The organism is Marinobacterium mangrovicola, assembly GCF_004339595.1.
GTDB classification, from domain to species: Bacteria; Pseudomonadota; Gammaproteobacteria; order Pseudomonadales; family Balneatricaceae; genus Marinobacterium_D; species Marinobacterium_D mangrovicola.
Window position 1 is genome coordinate 325415 of record NZ_SMFU01000007.1, and the last position, 14717, is coordinate 340131.

A 14717-nucleotide genomic window follows, 5' to 3' on the forward strand; every position below is an offset into this window, starting at 1 on the left:
CCAAGTCCGTTCGGCTGGCATATCAGCCCTGGCTCTCTTCGTCTTCCATCTCGTAGGGCTCGATACGGAAAGCCTCCAGCCGGTAGCCGGCGGTCCCCATTTCGTGTTCAAAGGTATGAACGGTCAGTTTGCCGGTGATCCAGACCGCATCATAGAGGCTGTCTAGTTTGGTGCCGGGCTCGTAATGGGTGTCGATAATCTGGTTGGACGGTGGTGGCGGAGTGTGGATGCAGGCGCCGAAGTAGGGGACAAGAAAGAAGCGGTCGACGCGCTGATCCTCACCCTCCAGCGGCACTACAAAGCCGGGCACACGCACCATTTTGCCGTCCAGCTCCTCGACCACGGGCGCAGAGGCGAGCACCTGCTGCATATGGTCCAGCAGGTCACTGGCTTCCTCGGTGTAATCGTCCAGGGCCTCTACATCATCCTGGCTGGTGCCGTAGAGATCTTCGAAGGTGAGATTGTAGTCGGGGGGCATCAGCTCATCCCAGGTGATCTCCTGAACCTCTTCCCCGTTCATCTTTTCGGCTTGAACGGGTGATATCAGCAGCAGTGGCATTAGCAGGGCGGCTAGTCGGCACAGTTTTTTCATCGGGCGCTTCCGTTTGGGGTTCGGACGGTCAATTTCTAGGCGTCAGGCCATCGGCAAGTGTATAGCGCCAGGCACGCCAAGCCGGCAGTGTACCCGCCAGCAGGCCGGCAACAAACACTGCCAGACTGATCCAGCCCAGGGATGTCGGCCAACCCAGTGTCAGGTAGACCCCCAATAGCTGCTGAAGTTTATCGCCCCCGAAAAACAGTATCGACCAGAGTGCGCCCAGGCCCAGTGCGATTCCGCTCAGGGTTAGCAGTGCGGCTTCAAGCATCACCAGAAAAAGCAGGTGATGAGGTGATGCGCCGATGGCACGCAACAGGGCCAGCTCTCGCCGGCGCTGCTCCATGCCGGTCAGCAGCACGCCGAGCATGCCGGTCAAACCCGCTAGTACCACGCAGGCGGAGATCGCCAGCATCGCCTGCTCGGCCCTGCCCACCACCTTCCAGAGTTCCTGCAGAGCGACGCCGGGAAGAATCGCCAGCAGTGGCTCACCACGGAAATTGTTGATCGCCCGTTGCAGCTGAAACACTGCGGTCTTGGATTTCAGGCCAAGCATGACGGCCGTGATCTCCTTGGGCGTCAGGTCCATCTCGGCCAGCTGTTGATCACTCACCTTCATCCCCGGCATAGGCACACCGGCGCGCCAGCCCACATGGATGGCGGTGATCGACTCAAGGCTGACAAACAGGGAGCGGTCCACCGGTGTACCCGTGGGTTCAAGAATGCCGACTACCTTGAACGGCTGATCCTTGTGCTGCGCGAAACTTACATTGCCTAACCCATGTGATACGACGATATCGTCACCGAGCCTGTAGCCCAGGCTCTTGGCCACCTCTGCACCGAGCGTCACCTGATGCAGTGCGGTAAAGCCTTCGCCGGCGCTGAAATCGAGCTGGCGATCGTTGCCATAGCGGTAGCGCTCGAAAAAGGCGCTGCTGGTGCCGACCACGCGAAAGCCGCGGTGAGAGTCGCCCAGAGAGAGCGGTACCGCCCAGTCAACGGACTTATCGCCGGCGATCGTTTCGTAGCTGGACCAGCGGATATTGTTGGTGGCAGAGCCCAGGTGGAAGACGGAGTAGAGCAGCAGTTCTACCTGTCCGGAACGGGCGCCGACGATCAGGTCCGTGCCGGATACCGTATTGAAAAAGCCGTCGCGCATGTCATGGCGGATCTTCTCGACGCCGGCCAGAAGAGTGACGCTGATCGCGATGGTAAGGACACAAAGCAGTGCCGCGCTTTTGCGGTTTAGCAGACTGCGCCAGGCAAGGCCGATCAGCATGTTTCATCCTCCTGGGTCGGCTGGGCGAGGTGTTCGAGATTCACCGCGCGGTGGAAGTGCTTGGCCAGTCCGCGATCATGGCTGACGAATAGCAGTGCGGCACCGCTGCGCTCGCATTCGGTCAGCAGTAGCTCGATAAATCGGTCGCGATGGTCGCTGTCCAAAGAGGAGGTTGGCTCGTCGGCGATGATCAGCGGCGGATTACCGATCAGGGCTCGGCAGGCGGCGACACGTTGCTGCTGGCCGATGGAAAGGGTGGAGGTGGCGCGTTTTTCGCTGCCCACGCTTTCAAGGCCAAGCTCGCCCAGCAATCGCAGCGCCTGAGCTTCGACAGAGCCGTCCTGCCGTGCAGCCTGCTTGCGCCGTTGTGCCGAGAAGCGACAGCCCAGCACCACGTTTTCCAGCGGTGAAAGCCAGGGCAGCAGGTTGAACTGCTGAAAGACGAGGCCAATACGGTTCGCCCGCAGTTGGTCACGCTTGCGCATGGAAAGGCGCTCTAAGGGTTCGCCGCAGACGCTGATCGAGCCGGTATAGCCGCTTTGAACGCCGGAAATCAGGTTCAGCAGGGTGCTTTTACCGCTGCCGGAAGCGCCCTGAAGAAACAGGCTTTCGCCCGCTTCCAGGGTCAACCGCGGGATTTCCAATAGTGGCCGTGCCGCCTTCGGCCAGCGAAAGCTCAGTTCACTGATGGAGATGGCGGGCCCATCGCTTTTAGCTGGATTGCTCATGGCATTTTAAGCAGCGTGTTTCCGGCGTTCAGTTCCTGCAGAGACTGACTGGCGCCTATCACTTCGGCGTGCAGGCTGGTCAGGGCAGGAAAATGGGTAAACAACTTTACCTGGGCCTGATCGAACTGGTCCGGATCAGCACAGAGGAAATGGTATTCATAGGCCAGGTCTCGATGTTCGCTTAGAACCTGGTCATTATCCTCGTGCTCGTGCTCGTGCTCGTGCTCGTGTTCATGGTCATGGTCATGGTCATGGGCTTCACCCTGTTTGGTCGTCTCCACATGTTGTCCGAGGGAAACGCGGCTCAGAGAGCAGTTTGCATCGGCGGGTAGTTCGAGCCAGAACTGCGGATCGCGCATGTTGGTGTCGAGATTTTCGACCAGGGCCTGCTCCTCATCGGTCTGCGGAGCGTGCTCGAAGCCGAGAAGGTTGTATGCCGGGCTGTTCAGATTGATGACCAGCTCCTGATTGTCCAGTACTACCTGTAACAGTGCTTCGCCATGCACATGGGGGGCGAGAGATTCCTCTGCGAGAGCGCTGCCAGAGGCCGCAATCAGCAGAGGCAAAACGAGTTTGGCGGCGTGTTTCATAAGGTCTCCTGTCCTGGGCAAGGTCGGTCCGGTCTTGGATGGGCTGAATATGTTATATCGTAACATTTTTCTATGCCAGCGCTGCTGATGATCTGCGTGGCTGCGTTGCACGACAGTGCAAAAGACCTGAAGCCGTTCTGGAAGTTCGAAACAGGCAGTGGGCAGTTGGCAGGTCTGGTATAAAGTCAGGCGGATACTGGCGCCGTTCTTGAGCCAAGCCGGCAGCAAGAGGATAAACATGCCGTTCGCCATGTTACTGTCTGAAGGTCAAAAGGTCTGCTAGGTTCCCAGTCTTAACGCGGTAACACCGGACCGAATAATGAGATCGGTAGTATAAGGTGTGTATTAAAGGTAGGCAGCTAAGATGGAGAGTATCAGCGTGGAAAAGACCGTAAACGGACCCGATGGCCTGCCGCGATGTGGCTGGTGTGGCCAGGTAGCCGAGTTCTTTCCCTACCACGATCGCGAGTGGGGCTTTCCGGTGGCTGACGATCAGCGTCTGTTTGAGAAGCTCTGTCTGGAGAGCTTCCAGTCCGGCCTCAGTTGGCGCACGATTCTGGCCAAGCGGGAAAACTTTCGCAGCGCTTTTGCCCGGTTCGATTTCCACCGTGTAGCGGAGTTTGGTGAGGCGGATGTGGAACGCCTGCTGCAGGATGCCGGCATTATCCGCCACCGTGGCAAGATCGAGGCGGTGATCAACAACGCCCGGCGGGCGCTGGAACTGGTTGAAAAAGAGGGGTCCATTGCCGCCTTCGTCTGGAAGTACGAGCCCGAGTCTCAGCCCGAGCCGCAAAGCCAGACCACTTCGCCGGAATCGGTCGCTCTGTCAAAGGAGCTGAAAAAGCGCGGCTGGAAGTTCGTCGGCCCCACCACCGTTTACTCCTTCATGCAGGCGATGGGTCTGGTGAACGACCATCTGCATGCCTGCGTCAGCCGTGAACAGATTGATCAGGCGCGCCAGCAGTTCCAGCGACCGGTTTAAAGACAATTTAAAACGCTAGTTTTAGCTGTCGGCGAACCTTTGCCATCGATTCCTGTCAGGTAAAGGAATCTATCTTCATTTCATGCTTCGCTGAAGCGCTATAGAGCCGTTCATAGCAAGCTTAAGTCAGCGGGGCTGTAGTGAGTCCAGGGAGCGCGTGATACCCTTAGCGCGCTTTCAATCTTTGGAGTGAGAACGCTCAAATTATCTGCTTATGAATTCAGAAACACGTATCAGCGAAGCCCCGCTTTTTCAGTTCAAGAACTCCCGCGTATCACTCAATGAACTGGTACTGCTCGACTATGACGAATCGCGTCTGAAAGCCGAGCTCGAGCGCCACGCCGCGCGTCTGCCGTCTCTGTTTCGACAGATGCCGGTGTTGCTTAATCTGGAGCGCTTGCCAGCCGACAAGCCGCTGCCGCCGCTGGACGAGCTGCTGGCGGTTTGTCGTGACAGCGAGCTGAATCCGATCGGTATCCGTGGCAATAGTCGTTATGATGAAGCACTCTGCCAGAGCTTGGGGCTTTCCTGCTTCGGCGCCGGCGCCCGCACAGAGCGCTCCCGCGATGAAACGGCCACCGAAGTTAAACCCGACCCTGTGGCCGAGCCTCCCGAAGTTGCGGCATCCACGGAAGTGGTTGAAGAAAGAGGCAGTAAAACCCGTATTCTGACCACACCGGTGCGCTCCGGGCAGCAGGTGTACGTGCAGGGCGGTGATCTGATCGTGCTGTCATCGGTGGGGGCCGGCGCAGAAGTGATGGCCGATGGCAATATTCATGTTTACGGCCCCTTGCGTGGCCGGGCCATGGCCGGGGTTAGTGGCGATAGCGGTGCGCGTATCTTCTGTCAAAGTCTGGAAGCTGAACTGATCTCAATAGCCGGTTACTTCAAAGCGTGCGAAGATCTACAAAGCGAGCATTGGAAGAAACCCGTGCAGGCGTTCCTGTCCGGGACCCGGCTAGATACGGTGCTGTTGTAACCCATAAATAAAACTGCACCTGAACCTGATTAATCCATATGTATGGAAACTGTGTAAATGGCTGAAATTATTGTTGTGACGTCCGGTAAGGGCGGGGTCGGCAAAACGACCAGCAGTGCGGCAATCGGTACTGGACTGGCCCTGCGCGGGCACAAGACTGTTCTGGTCGATTTCGACGTAGGCCTGCGTAACCTGGACCTGATCATGGGCTGTGAGCGCCGCGTTGTGTTCGACCTGGTCAATGTGATCAACAACGAAGCGACACTGAACCAGGCGCTGATCCGGGACAAACGCACCGAAGGGCTTTATATCCTGCCGGCTTCCCAGACACGCGATAAGGATGCGCTCAACCACGAAGGCGTGGAGCGCGTGCTGAACGAGCTGTCAGAGATGTTCGATTACATCGTCTGTGACTCTCCGGCGGGTATTGAAAAGGGCGCTCAGCTGGCGCTGTACTTTGCCGATACAGCCATAGTGGTTACTAACCCGGAAGTTAGCTCCGTGCGTGACTCCGACCGTATTCTCGGCGTGCTGCAGAGCAAGTCACGCAAGGCGGAAAACGGCGAGCAGGTTAAAGAACATCTGCTGCTGACGCGTTACAACCCGGCACGTGTGCAGGCCGGCGAGATGCTCAGTGTTGAGGATGTGCAGGAGATTCTGGCGATTCCTCTGCTGGGTGTGGTACCCGAGTCCGAAGCCGTGCTTAAAGCGTCGAACCAGGGGCAGCCGGTGGTATTGGACAGCGAAAGCGATGCCGGCCAGGCGTATATGGATGCGATAGGCCGCTTCCTTGGCGAGGAACGTGAGCACCGCTTCCTCGAAGTACAGCGCAAGGGATTGTTCAGCCGCGTATTCGGCAGGAAGGGCTAATGGGTATTCTGAGTTATTTCCGCTCCAAGAAGCAGACCTCGGCCAACGTCGCCAAGGAACGCCTGCAGGTGCTGGTGGCCTATGAGCGCAACCAGCGTAACCAGCCGGACTATCTGCCACAGATGCAGCAGGAGATTCTCGCGGTGATCTCCCGTTACGTCGATATAGATGTCGATGACGTTCAGGTAAACCTGGATGAAAACTGCTCGATCCTGGAGCTGAACGTTACGCTGCCAGAGCACGCCAAAGACTGATCGCACACCGCTGTGCCGCTGATCGTCTTTGGTGCCGCAGACCCGTTGCTTGCGCTTAAACAAGGCGCGACCTCAAAGCTGAGGCCGCGCTTTTTTTCGTTACAGCGGCGGTGTTGTCGCGGTAGACACTGGCGAGGCGTCTATTGCCGGAAAAATGTTCTACTGGTTCGGTTATTGCTTTGATCTTGCCAGTCCTCCCGAGTCTTAGCGTTCAAGGAGTAGATCATGAACATGGCGAATGAAACCGAAGCACTCTGGCACGCGTTGTTCGATCATTGTGAGTCTGAACGGAGCGGCACCTTCTTTCTGGCCTGTGCCGACAACAAATCTGGTCAGATTGTCCTGCATAACGGGCAGATATTGGGCCTGACCTATGCCGGCGAGACCGGTGACCAGGCGGTAAAGGCGTTGAATCTTGCCTCTGCTCTGAGATTTTCCTTCACCGCCGACCTGATTTTCCCGCTGCAGGAGACTCTGTTACCGGAACAGGCCCAGGCGCTGCTGCTTCAGCTGGGCATTGCCGACTATCAGAACAGCCAGCCGGAAACGGTGGAGCAGCCCAAGGTCAGTGCGCCGCGTCGCTCGGTCCGCATCTATCGTGGCCGTGTCGTTCAAGGTTAAAGGGGCAGGCTGCTGATTAGCGGGTAGATCAGTTGCGCTGGAACGGGTAAATACTGCTCAGTCCAAGCAGTTGGGTTAGGCTGTCCAGCGCTTCTCGACCGGTTGTCAGCAGGACCGGATCGGCCAGATCAGCCGGCATCAGCTGTTCGGGGTAGTAGCGTTCTACCCAGTCACGCAGGCTGGCGTAGAGGCGCTCATCCATCAGTACTGCCGGATTGACGTTGGCCAGTTCACCCTCTGTCAGTACAACTCTTAGGCGCAAACAGGCGGGGCCACCGCCGTTGGCCATGCTCTGGCGCAGATCACAGAACTCGATTTGGTCGATTTCCCGACCTTCAAGCTGCTGCAGGTAGCTGTGTACCTTTGGGTTATCGCGGCTCTCCGTTGGGGCCAGCAGCAGGCTGGAATTGTCCGGCAGGCTGAGTAGCTGGCTGTTGAACAGATAGCTGCTCACCGCATCGGTCACGCTGACCTCAGTGTCGGGAACCTCAATGCATTTGAATTCATCGCCAAGGCGATGCTTCAGTTTGTCGTAAAGCGCTTGCTGATCAACGAAAGCGCGCTCATGGCAAAATAGCAGGTTGCGATCGCAGACAGCGATTACATCGTTATGGAACACGCCCTGGTCGATCACTTGCGGATTCTGCTGCGCATACAGTGCGCACCCTTCCTTCAACTGATGTTTGCGGTTAATCGCCTGGCAAGCTTCCAGTGTCTGTCGTGCCGGGAAATGCTGAGGAGTCAGCGCTGCACCGCTGGCGCGACCATAGACGAAAAGCTCGATAGCGCTGTCGCCGTACTCGCGGCACAACCGGTTATGGTTGGCGGCCCCTTCGTCGCCGAAAATCGGGTGCGGTGGCAGTGGGGCGTGATGGGCGAAATGGTCGTTACCGGGAAAGATCGCCCTGAGCAGTGAGGCGGTGGTATCCGTTTCCAGCGAGCGGTGAAGTTTGCTGATCAGATTTGCGGGTGTGAAGTGAACCCGGCCATCAAGGGTATCCGCGCTGGGTGATACGGTGGCGGCATTGGCGCTCCACATGGCAGAGGCGGAGGCGCAGTTATGCAGCAAAAAGGGGGCTTGTTGCGCGGCATCGGTCAGCACCCGCGCATCGCTACCGTGGAAGCCGAGGCGTCTCAGAGTGGCCAGGTCCGGCCTCTCCTGTGGCGGGATAACGCCCTGCAGCAACCCCAGCTCGGTGAGCCGTTTCATCTTTGCCAGCCCCTGCAGCGCTGCCTCTTTGGGGTGCGAAACCAGGCCGCGGTGTTTCTCTGAGGCAATATTGCCCAGGGACAGGCCGGCATAATTATGGGTTGGGCCTACCAGCCCGTCGAAGTTGGCTTCCCGGGCGGTCATGGCTGGGGTTCTTCATCTGTGGCCAGGGGGATGCCGGGTGCGGGTTTCTGTGGCGCCTCCAGCTGCTCTTTCTCCAGCCCGGCCACCGGATAAGCGCAGTAGTCGGCTGCATACCAGGCGCTGGGACGATGGTTGCCGCTGGCCTTGATGCCGCCAAAGGGGGCGCTGCTGCTGGCACCGGTGAGTTGGCGATTCCAATTGACGATACCGGCGCGGATCCGGTGCCAGAACAGCTCGTACTGGTCGCGGCTGTCGCTGAACAGCCCCGCAGCCAGGCCGAAGCGAGTCTCATTGGCCAGCTCCAGGGCCATCTCAAAATCGTCATAACGCTGGATCTGCAGCATGGGTCCGAAATGTTCCTCATCGGGAAGGATATCGACATTGGTGACATCGATAAGCCCCGGACTCAGCAGCGCATTGCTGGCTTGCTGCCTTGTCATCGGCAGCAGAATCTGACCGCCCAGCGCATTCAGTTTGGCCTGCGCGCCGAGCATGCGATCCGCCGCTTCGCTGGAGATGAGGCAGCCCATATAGGGTTGTGGGTCATCATCGTAGAGGCCCAGTTGAATCCGCTCTGTCAGTGCAGTGAGAGTATCAAGAAACGCGTCACCTTCAGTGGTGTTCGGGACAATCAAGCGTCTGGCACAGGTGCAGCGTTGGCCAGCACTGAGGAAAGCTGACTGCACCGTTTCGTAAGCCGCCGCCTCTAAATTGCTGATCTGGCCGATAATCAGCGGATTGTTGCCGCCCATCTCCAACGCCAGGATCTTTTCCGGTTGGCCGGCAAACTGCTGATGCAGTTGATGTCCGACGCTACTCGATCCGGTGAAGAGCAGGCCATCGAGGCCGGGATGTGATGACAGTGCCCGGCCGGCATCACGGCTACCCTGGATCAGGTTGATAACGCCAGCGGGAAGGCCCGCGGCCAGCCAATGTTGCAGAGTGAGTTCGGCAAAGCGAGGCGTGAGCTCGCTGGGCTTGAAAACGAGGGTGTTACCGGCGATCAGAGCGGGCACTATGTGTCCGTTGGGCAGGTGGCCGGGGAAGTTGTAAGGACCAAACACTGCCAGCACGCCATGGGGGCGATGGCGCAGCACCGATTGTGCGTCTCCGAGAGGCTGGTTGGTTTCACCGGTGCGCTGCGCTGCGGCGCGGATAGATATTTCGATCTTTCCGGTCATCGCCGTAATTTCGGTGCGTGCTTCCCAGAGCGGCTTGCCGGTCTCCTCGCCCAGCGCCTGGGCGAGGCTCTCCTGGTGGCGCTCCAGCCGCTGGGCGAAGAGGCGGCAGAGCTCAATACGTTCGGTTATGGGCTGGCGTGACCAGTCACGGAAGGCACGGCGGGCCGCATCAACCGCATCATCGATCTGTCCTGCACTGGCGGCACGTCCCTGCCAGATCACCCGGTTACGCCCCGGGTCCAGTGACTCGAACGGATCGCTCTTGCCCGCTATCCAGCGGTTGTCGATCAGTAGATTGCCTGACATAACCCTCTCCCTGGCTTATCAGCGATTAAGTTGAGGCCAGAGCTGGTAGTCCAGCTGGCCTCTGGCTAACGAAAAGAGTAGCAGGGCGGTCAGCTGGGCGCGCCGGCTCAGGCTGTCGACGATCAAAAACTCCTCGCTGCTATGAATGCCCCCGCCCTCGGCGCCCAGCGTGTCGATGACCGGAATGCCCTGGGCAGCGATATTGTTGCCGTCGCAGCAGCCACCGGTGGCTGTCCAGCGCACCGGGATATCCAGTGCAGAACCGCACTCCGCCAGCAGGGCGGAGAGTTCATGGGCAGCGGGTGTCAGCTGTTTGGGTGGGCGTGTGAAACCGCCGTGAATATGCAGGGAGAGTCCATTCCGCTCGTTGATCTTTGCACTGAGCAGATTCAACTGTTGCTGAATCCAGTGTTCATCTTCGCGCTTGCGGGTCCGCACGTTAAAGCGGGCAACGGCCAGGTCGGGTACCTGGTTCAGTGGACCGCCACCATGAAAGCGCGCCGGGTTGATGGTAACGCCCTCGCGCTGGCCGTTCAGGTTGTCCAGGGCGGAGATAAAGTCACACAGGGCGCGGACCGCGTTGCGACCGCTGCCTATGTCGCGCCCGGCATGAGCCGCGCGGCCACGCATCACCAGGGTGAAATTGCCGCTGCCCTTGCGTTCGCCGGCAAAGCTGCCATCGGGTAGGGCGGGCTCAAATACCAGTCCGAGCTGGGCCTGGTGTGCAGCCTCGGTGATCAGGATATCGGAGCAGGGGGAGCCTACCTCCTCATCCGGATTAAAGATCACCGTCCAGCCCAGTTCTCTGGCATAAACACTTCGCTCCAGTGCCATGAGGGCGTGGATCATGATGACCAGGCCGCCCTTCATGTCGGTAACGCCCGGCCCACCGAGACGGTTCGCGTTGAGCCAGTTCAGGTTCTGAAACGGATCTTCCGGGGAAAAGACCGTGTCCAGATGACCGCAGAGCAGAATCTGCCGCTCTGCCTGAGGGTTTTTGCGCAGACGGATCGCTCGGCCCACCGGTCGGTTGCGGAGTTCACCGCGTTCATCGATCTCTTCAAGTGGGGGCAGGTCGATGCGTTTCTGCTCCGCCTCCAGCGGCGCGCAGTATTGCAGCAGCCGCTCACCCACGCGATCTATGCCATCAACATTCAGCGTGCCGGAGTTGATCAAGGCAAGCTCGGAAGTGGCGTTCAGCATCGCCTGCTGTTGACTGGCTATCCAGTCGAGTTCGTCCTGGTAAGCGCTCAGGTTCATCTCAGATACTCCCGTATTGCGCGCTCAGCTCCCCGTCGGCCCCTCCGCAACCAGATCGTCCAATGCCCGGTCAAAACGGGTGATCGCCTCCTGGATGTCGGCGTCCGGAATAATCAGTGAAGGGGTCAGGCGGATCACATCGGGGCCGGCCATCAGCAGCATCAGGCCCTGGTTACGGGTTGCTTCTAGCACGCGTCGAGCCTGTCCTTTCCAGGTATGGGATAGCTCGGCACCCAACAGAAGACCGCTACCACGGATCTCGCTGAAGAAGCCATGACGCAGATTCAGTGCGTTCAGCTCGGAACGGAAAAGCTCAGATTTACGTTTCACACCCGCCATGAGCTCCGGATCGTCGAGTGTGTTCATAACGGCCAGCGCCACGGCACAGGCCAGCGGATTACCGCCGTAGGTAGTGCCGTGGGTGCCTACGCCAAAACTGGCCGCGACTTTCCGGCTGGTCAGCATAGCGCCAATGGGAAAACCACCGCCCAGCCCCTTGGCAGAGGTAAGAATATCCGGGGTGACGCCGAGTTCCTGATAGGCGTAGAGCGCCCCAGTGCGTCCGGCACCGGTTTGTACCTCATCGAATATCAGCAGCGCGTTGTGGCGATCACAGAGGGTACGGGCCAGTTGCGCGAACTCGGCTTTGGCGGGGATAACGCCGCCTTCGCCTAATACCGGTTCCATGACAACGGCGCAGGTTTTATCGCTGACGGCACGTTCCAGCGCCGCAACGTCATTGTATGGCAGGTGGGTGATGCCAGCAGGTACAGGCTCAAATCCCTGACGGTACTTCAGCTGACCGCCGACACTGACGGTGAACAGTGTACGACCATGAAAGCTGCCGTTGAACGAGATGATTTCGTGTTTACCGCTGTCGTGGCCGGCATGATCATACGCATACTTACGTGCCAGCTTGAATGCTGCTTCATTGGCTTCGGCGCCGGAGTTGGCGAAGAACACCTGCTCGGCAAAGGTCAGTTCGGTAAGCCGGTTCGCCAATGCAAGTGCGGGTTCGTTGGTGAACACATTGCTCAGGTGCCAGACGCGGTCGGCCTGCTCCTGCAGTGCCTGCATCAGCGCCGGGTGTCGGTGTCCCAGACAGTTTACGGCGATACCGCCGGCCAGATCGACATACTCTCGGCCCTGTTGATCCCAGAGCCGGGAACCCTCTCCCCGCACCGGAATGAGATCCGCGGGTGCATAGCAAGGCACCATGACCTGGTCGAAAGTTGCCCTGGAAATCTGATCGCTCATGTTAGACCTCTTATTTGAGCTGTCCTTACATGAGTATGAACGCGAAGTGGTATTCGTCCAGAATGGCGCGCATCGGCGATGCATCATTTGGCTGACGGAGCGGACGTTGATGCTTACATGGTGAACACAATGTTGCTGTTGGCTTTAATCAAACTGTCACATAAATGTCGATTTTTGGCGTTAGAATTCGCCGCGCAATATTTAATTCAACTGAGGTTATCCAATGAAGTTGAGCAAGGGTGATAAAGGAATCGTCGGCTGGTGGGTCGATCGCCAGTTTGCCAACAATCCGCTGTTCCCCGAAAAGTGCATCGCCGAGAAGGATGATGGCAAACCCGGAGTTAGCAAGAAACATGTAAAGGCCTATAAGGATTGGTGCAAAACCTCCTCGAAGCGTTCCCAGATTGAGGAGTGGATCGACAAGTGGCTCAGTAAATCTGAGCGCAAGGCGTTGAAGCAGGCTGTCGAGAAAAAAGAAAAAGAAGAGCCGACAGAGAGCTGATCCCTGGATCTGTTTTTCGACCTGCGATCAGCCAGATCGCAGGTGCCATTAGCTAGCCGGTGGTGGCCAGTGCACCCCAGAAACTGATAGATATCAGTTAGACGCAACAATTCCTCCTATCCCCCTTTTAAATGCTTGCATCAGAATAGTCTTTATAAGATATCTCTCCTTAATGTGTCTTTCTTTAAGTACAGTGAGGTATCTGCAGATGGCTTCAGCTCCAGTCTACGTGCGCGGTTTTCGATACCGGGTCGGTAAATCTATCGAGAGCCTGTTGTCGAAATGTGGCATGCGGACGCTCGGTGCACAGTTTCTGTTTTCCTATCTCATCAGCCTTGCCTTGATTCTATTGCTTGCAGCCTATGCCTGGATTTCTCTGGATCAGCAGCAGAGCAGTCTGGTCGGTGCCAGCGCGGAACTGCGTGAGACGCTGGCGCTAGAAACTGTTTCACCTCAGGCGTTACAGCTGGTTTTTGAACACCAGGCCGGGTTACTGGCACAACAGGCAGCTTTCACCGATCAGGCGCAACTGATGGTGGTGCTCGTGACTGCAGTACTTTTGCTACTGGTGATTTGCGGTCGTGTGTTTGGCCTGACCGTAATGATGCGTCAGGTATCCAATCTGCGCGATCACCTGCGTCTGCTCAGCAAACATGACTTTTCGACCCCTATAGAAGTGGATAATCCGGATAACGAGATCGGCCAGAACTACACCGCTTACAACGATATTGTTCTACAGATCGGCCGCTTGCTGCATGCGGTCACCATGACCTCGAGCCGGGTCAACACCACGGCCGACCAGGTGATCTCTACCCTGGGTGATACCAACCGTGGTGTGCGTGAGCAGCAGTCCTCTATCGAGCAGGTGGCGACGGCGATCAATGAGATGGCGGCAACCGTGCAGGAGGTCGCCAGGAATGCTGCCCATGCGGCGGAAGCGGTGGAACAGGCCAGCAGCTCAGCGGGCGAAGGTCAGTCGTTAATGCGTCACACCGTCAGCAGTATTGATGATGTGGTGGCGACCGTGGACGCTTCCAGTGAGGTGATTGGCGCTTTGGCCGAGGATTCCGGGGAAGTATCCAAGATCCTTGGCACGATTACCGGCATCGCCGAGCAGACTAACCTGCTCGCGCTGAATGCGGCTATTGAAGCGGCAAGGGCCGGAGAGCAGGGGCGCGGCTTTGCAGTGGTGGCCGATGAGGTGCGTTCACTGGCGCAGCGTACTCAGGAGTCTGTGGCCAGTATCCGTGAGATCGTCGAGCGTCTTGAGAAAGGTGCCAGCTCCGCAGTGGCTTCGATGGAGAAAACCCGCACCGCTGCGAGCCGCACTGCCGAGGATGCCGGGCGCACCCATGAGGCGCTGGAGGTGATCGTCGGTTCCATGTCTGTGGTGGTTGATATGAACAACCAGATCGCCGCCGCTGCCGAAGAGCAGAGCGAGGTGGCTCAGGATATGGATCGCAATATTTTGAGTATCTCGGATGGTTCGCGCCGCACGGCGGTGTTTGCGGAGCAGACCGTGGATGCCACCGGCAATATTACCGGGCATATCCATAAGCTGATGGAGGAGCTCGCCCGGTTCAAGACCAGTGTCAACGGTGTCGACCTGAGCGCGGCCAAGGCGGCACATCTCAACTGGAAGGTGCGGTTGCGGCGTTTCCTGGATGGCCAGGCCAGCCTTAAGCGTGAGGAGGCCGTATCGCATCATGACTGCGCATTCGGCAAGTGGTATTACGCGGAAGGGCTGGAAAAATACGCCGATATTGAAGAGATGAGGGCGATCGAAAAGCCCCATGAAGAGCTGCACGCGCTGGTGCGGGAGGCTATAGATCGGGTTGCAAAAGGTGAGCGTGGTGGAGCCGAAGCGATTTACGATCAGGTGTCGCTGATTTCCGCACAGATAGTGGCCCGCCTGAACACCATTGAGGATCGTGTCCAGGCGGGCTGAAGTGCCCGGCG

15 protein-coding genes are annotated in these 14717 nt (G+C 58.2%); 7 read left to right on the forward strand and 8 right to left on the reverse strand.

Features of this window, described 5'->3' with window-relative positions; translation table 11 throughout:
* Positions 1-22: 22 nt before the first annotated feature.
* The 4 genes from CLV83_RS02335 to CLV83_RS02350 are packed head-to-tail and all read right to left on the reverse strand — an operon-like array spanning position 23 to position 3192.
* Entirely contained in the window at positions 23-592 is a 570-nt protein-coding gene (locus CLV83_RS02335) for a DUF3299 domain-containing protein (protein WP_132286961.1), read from the reverse strand.
* A gap of 28 nt (positions 593-620) precedes the next feature.
* Positions 621-1874, reverse strand: a complete 1254-nt coding sequence (locus CLV83_RS02340) for an ABC transporter permease (protein WP_132286964.1) — start codon at positions 1872-1874, stop codon at positions 621-623.
* Positions 1868-2602 (reverse strand): ATP-binding cassette domain-containing protein, encoded by a 735-nt coding sequence (locus tag CLV83_RS02345; protein WP_132286967.1) that lies wholly within the window; start codon positions 2600-2602, stop codon positions 1868-1870. Before CLV83_RS02345 ends, CLV83_RS02340 begins: the two co-directional genes overlap by 7 nt.
* A complete protein-coding gene (locus tag CLV83_RS02350) occupies positions 2599-3192 on the reverse strand; it encodes a ZrgA family zinc uptake protein (RefSeq protein ID WP_165900219.1) in 594 nt (197 codons plus the stop codon). Before CLV83_RS02350 ends, CLV83_RS02345 begins: the two co-directional genes overlap by 4 nt.
* 379 nt (positions 3193-3571) lie before the next feature.
* Between CLV83_RS02350 and CLV83_RS02355 the strand changes: the two genes are divergently transcribed.
* The 5 genes from CLV83_RS02355 (at position 3572) to CLV83_RS02375 (ending at position 6898) form a co-directional block, all read left to right on the forward strand.
* A complete protein-coding gene (locus CLV83_RS02355) occupies positions 3572-4174 on the forward strand; it encodes a DNA-3-methyladenine glycosylase I (RefSeq protein WP_132286973.1) in 603 nt (200 codons plus the stop codon).
* A gap of 214 nt (positions 4175-4388) precedes the next feature.
* A complete protein-coding gene (minC, locus tag CLV83_RS02360; RefSeq protein WP_132286976.1) occupies positions 4389-5153 on the forward strand; it encodes a septum site-determining protein MinC in 765 nt (254 codons plus the stop codon).
* A 57-nt stretch (positions 5154-5210) separates the two neighbouring features.
* Complete coding sequence (gene minD, locus CLV83_RS02365; protein ID WP_132286979.1) at positions 5211-6023, forward strand: septum site-determining protein MinD; 813 nt, start codon at positions 5211-5213, stop codon at positions 6021-6023.
* Positions 6023-6277 carry a cell division topological specificity factor MinE gene (gene minE / locus CLV83_RS02370; protein ID WP_132286982.1) on the forward strand — a complete coding sequence of 85 codons (255 nt, stop codon included), beginning with the start codon at positions 6023-6025 and terminating at the stop codon, positions 6275-6277. Before minD ends, minE begins: the two co-directional genes overlap by 1 nt.
* Positions 6278-6502: 225 nt before the next feature.
* Positions 6503-6898, forward strand: coding sequence for a hypothetical protein (locus tag CLV83_RS02375; RefSeq protein ID WP_132286985.1), 396 nt, complete (start codon positions 6503-6505; stop codon positions 6896-6898).
* 28 nt (positions 6899-6926) lie between these two features.
* Here CLV83_RS02375 and astB read toward each other — a convergent pair whose 3' ends face one another.
* The 4 genes from astB to CLV83_RS02395 are packed head-to-tail and all read right to left on the reverse strand — an operon-like array spanning position 6927 to position 12256.
* Positions 6927-8252: an N-succinylarginine dihydrolase gene (gene astB, locus CLV83_RS02380; RefSeq protein ID WP_132286988.1), complete on the reverse strand. Its 1326-nt coding sequence runs from the start codon at positions 8250-8252 to the stop codon at positions 6927-6929.
* Complete coding sequence (gene astD, locus CLV83_RS02385; protein WP_132286991.1) at positions 8249-9739, reverse strand: succinylglutamate-semialdehyde dehydrogenase; 1491 nt, start codon at positions 9737-9739, stop codon at positions 8249-8251. The genes astB and astD overlap by 4 nt, the downstream gene beginning before the upstream one ends.
* A gap of 18 nt (positions 9740-9757) precedes the next feature.
* Positions 9758-10999, reverse strand: a complete 1242-nt coding sequence (locus CLV83_RS02390) for a hydrolase (protein WP_132286994.1) — start codon at positions 10997-10999, stop codon at positions 9758-9760.
* 24 nt (positions 11000-11023) lie between these two features.
* Positions 11024-12256: an aspartate aminotransferase family protein gene (locus tag CLV83_RS02395; protein ID WP_132286997.1), complete on the reverse strand. Its 1233-nt coding sequence runs from the start codon at positions 12254-12256 to the stop codon at positions 11024-11026.
* 223 nt (positions 12257-12479) lie between these two features.
* Between CLV83_RS02395 and CLV83_RS02400 the strand changes: the two genes are divergently transcribed.
* Positions 12480-12758: a hypothetical protein gene (locus CLV83_RS02400; RefSeq protein WP_132287000.1), complete on the forward strand. Its 279-nt coding sequence runs from the start codon at positions 12480-12482 to the stop codon at positions 12756-12758.
* Positions 12759-12966: 208 nt separating this feature from the next.
* Positions 12967-14706, forward strand: a complete 1740-nt coding sequence (locus CLV83_RS02405; RefSeq protein WP_165900220.1) for a methyl-accepting chemotaxis protein — start codon at positions 12967-12969, stop codon at positions 14704-14706.
* Positions 14707-14717: the final 11 nt, after the last annotated feature.

Coding starts and splice junctions, on each gene's coding strand:
- CLV83_RS02335 (WP_132286961.1), bottom strand. CDS start 592: ATGAAAAAACTGTGCCGACTAGCCGCCCTGCTAATGCCACTGCTGCTG.
- CLV83_RS02340 (WP_132286964.1), bottom strand. CDS start 1,874: ATGCTGATCGGCCTTGCCTGGCGCAGTCTGCTAAACCGCAAAAGCGCG.
- CLV83_RS02345 (WP_132286967.1), bottom strand. CDS start 2,602: ATGAGCAATCCAGCTAAAAGCGATGGGCCCGCCATCTCCATCAGTGAA.
- CLV83_RS02350 (WP_165900219.1), bottom strand. CDS start 3,192: ATGAAACACGCCGCCAAACTCGTTTTGCCTCTGCTGATTGCGGCCTCT.
- minC (WP_132286976.1), top strand. CDS start 4,389: ATGAATTCAGAAACACGTATCAGCGAAGCCCCGCTTTTTCAGTTCAAG.
- minD (WP_132286979.1), top strand. CDS start 5,211: ATGGCTGAAATTATTGTTGTGACGTCCGGTAAGGGCGGGGTCGGCAAA.
- minE (WP_132286982.1), top strand. CDS start 6,023: ATGGGTATTCTGAGTTATTTCCGCTCCAAGAAGCAGACCTCGGCCAAC.
- CLV83_RS02375 (WP_132286985.1), top strand. CDS start 6,503: ATGAACATGGCGAATGAAACCGAAGCACTCTGGCACGCGTTGTTCGAT.
- astB (WP_132286988.1), bottom strand. CDS start 8,252: ATGACCGCCCGGGAAGCCAACTTCGACGGGCTGGTAGGCCCAACCCAT.
- astD (WP_132286991.1), bottom strand. CDS start 9,739: ATGTCAGGCAATCTACTGATCGACAACCGCTGGATAGCGGGCAAGAGC.
- CLV83_RS02390 (WP_132286994.1), bottom strand. CDS start 10,999: ATGAACCTGAGCGCTTACCAGGACGAACTCGACTGGATAGCCAGTCAA.
- CLV83_RS02395 (WP_132286997.1), bottom strand. CDS start 12,256: ATGAGCGATCAGATTTCCAGGGCAACTTTCGACCAGGTCATGGTGCCT.
- CLV83_RS02400 (WP_132287000.1), top strand. CDS start 12,480: ATGAAGTTGAGCAAGGGTGATAAAGGAATCGTCGGCTGGTGGGTCGAT.
- CLV83_RS02405 (WP_165900220.1), top strand. CDS start 12,967: ATGGCTTCAGCTCCAGTCTACGTGCGCGGTTTTCGATACCGGGTCGGT.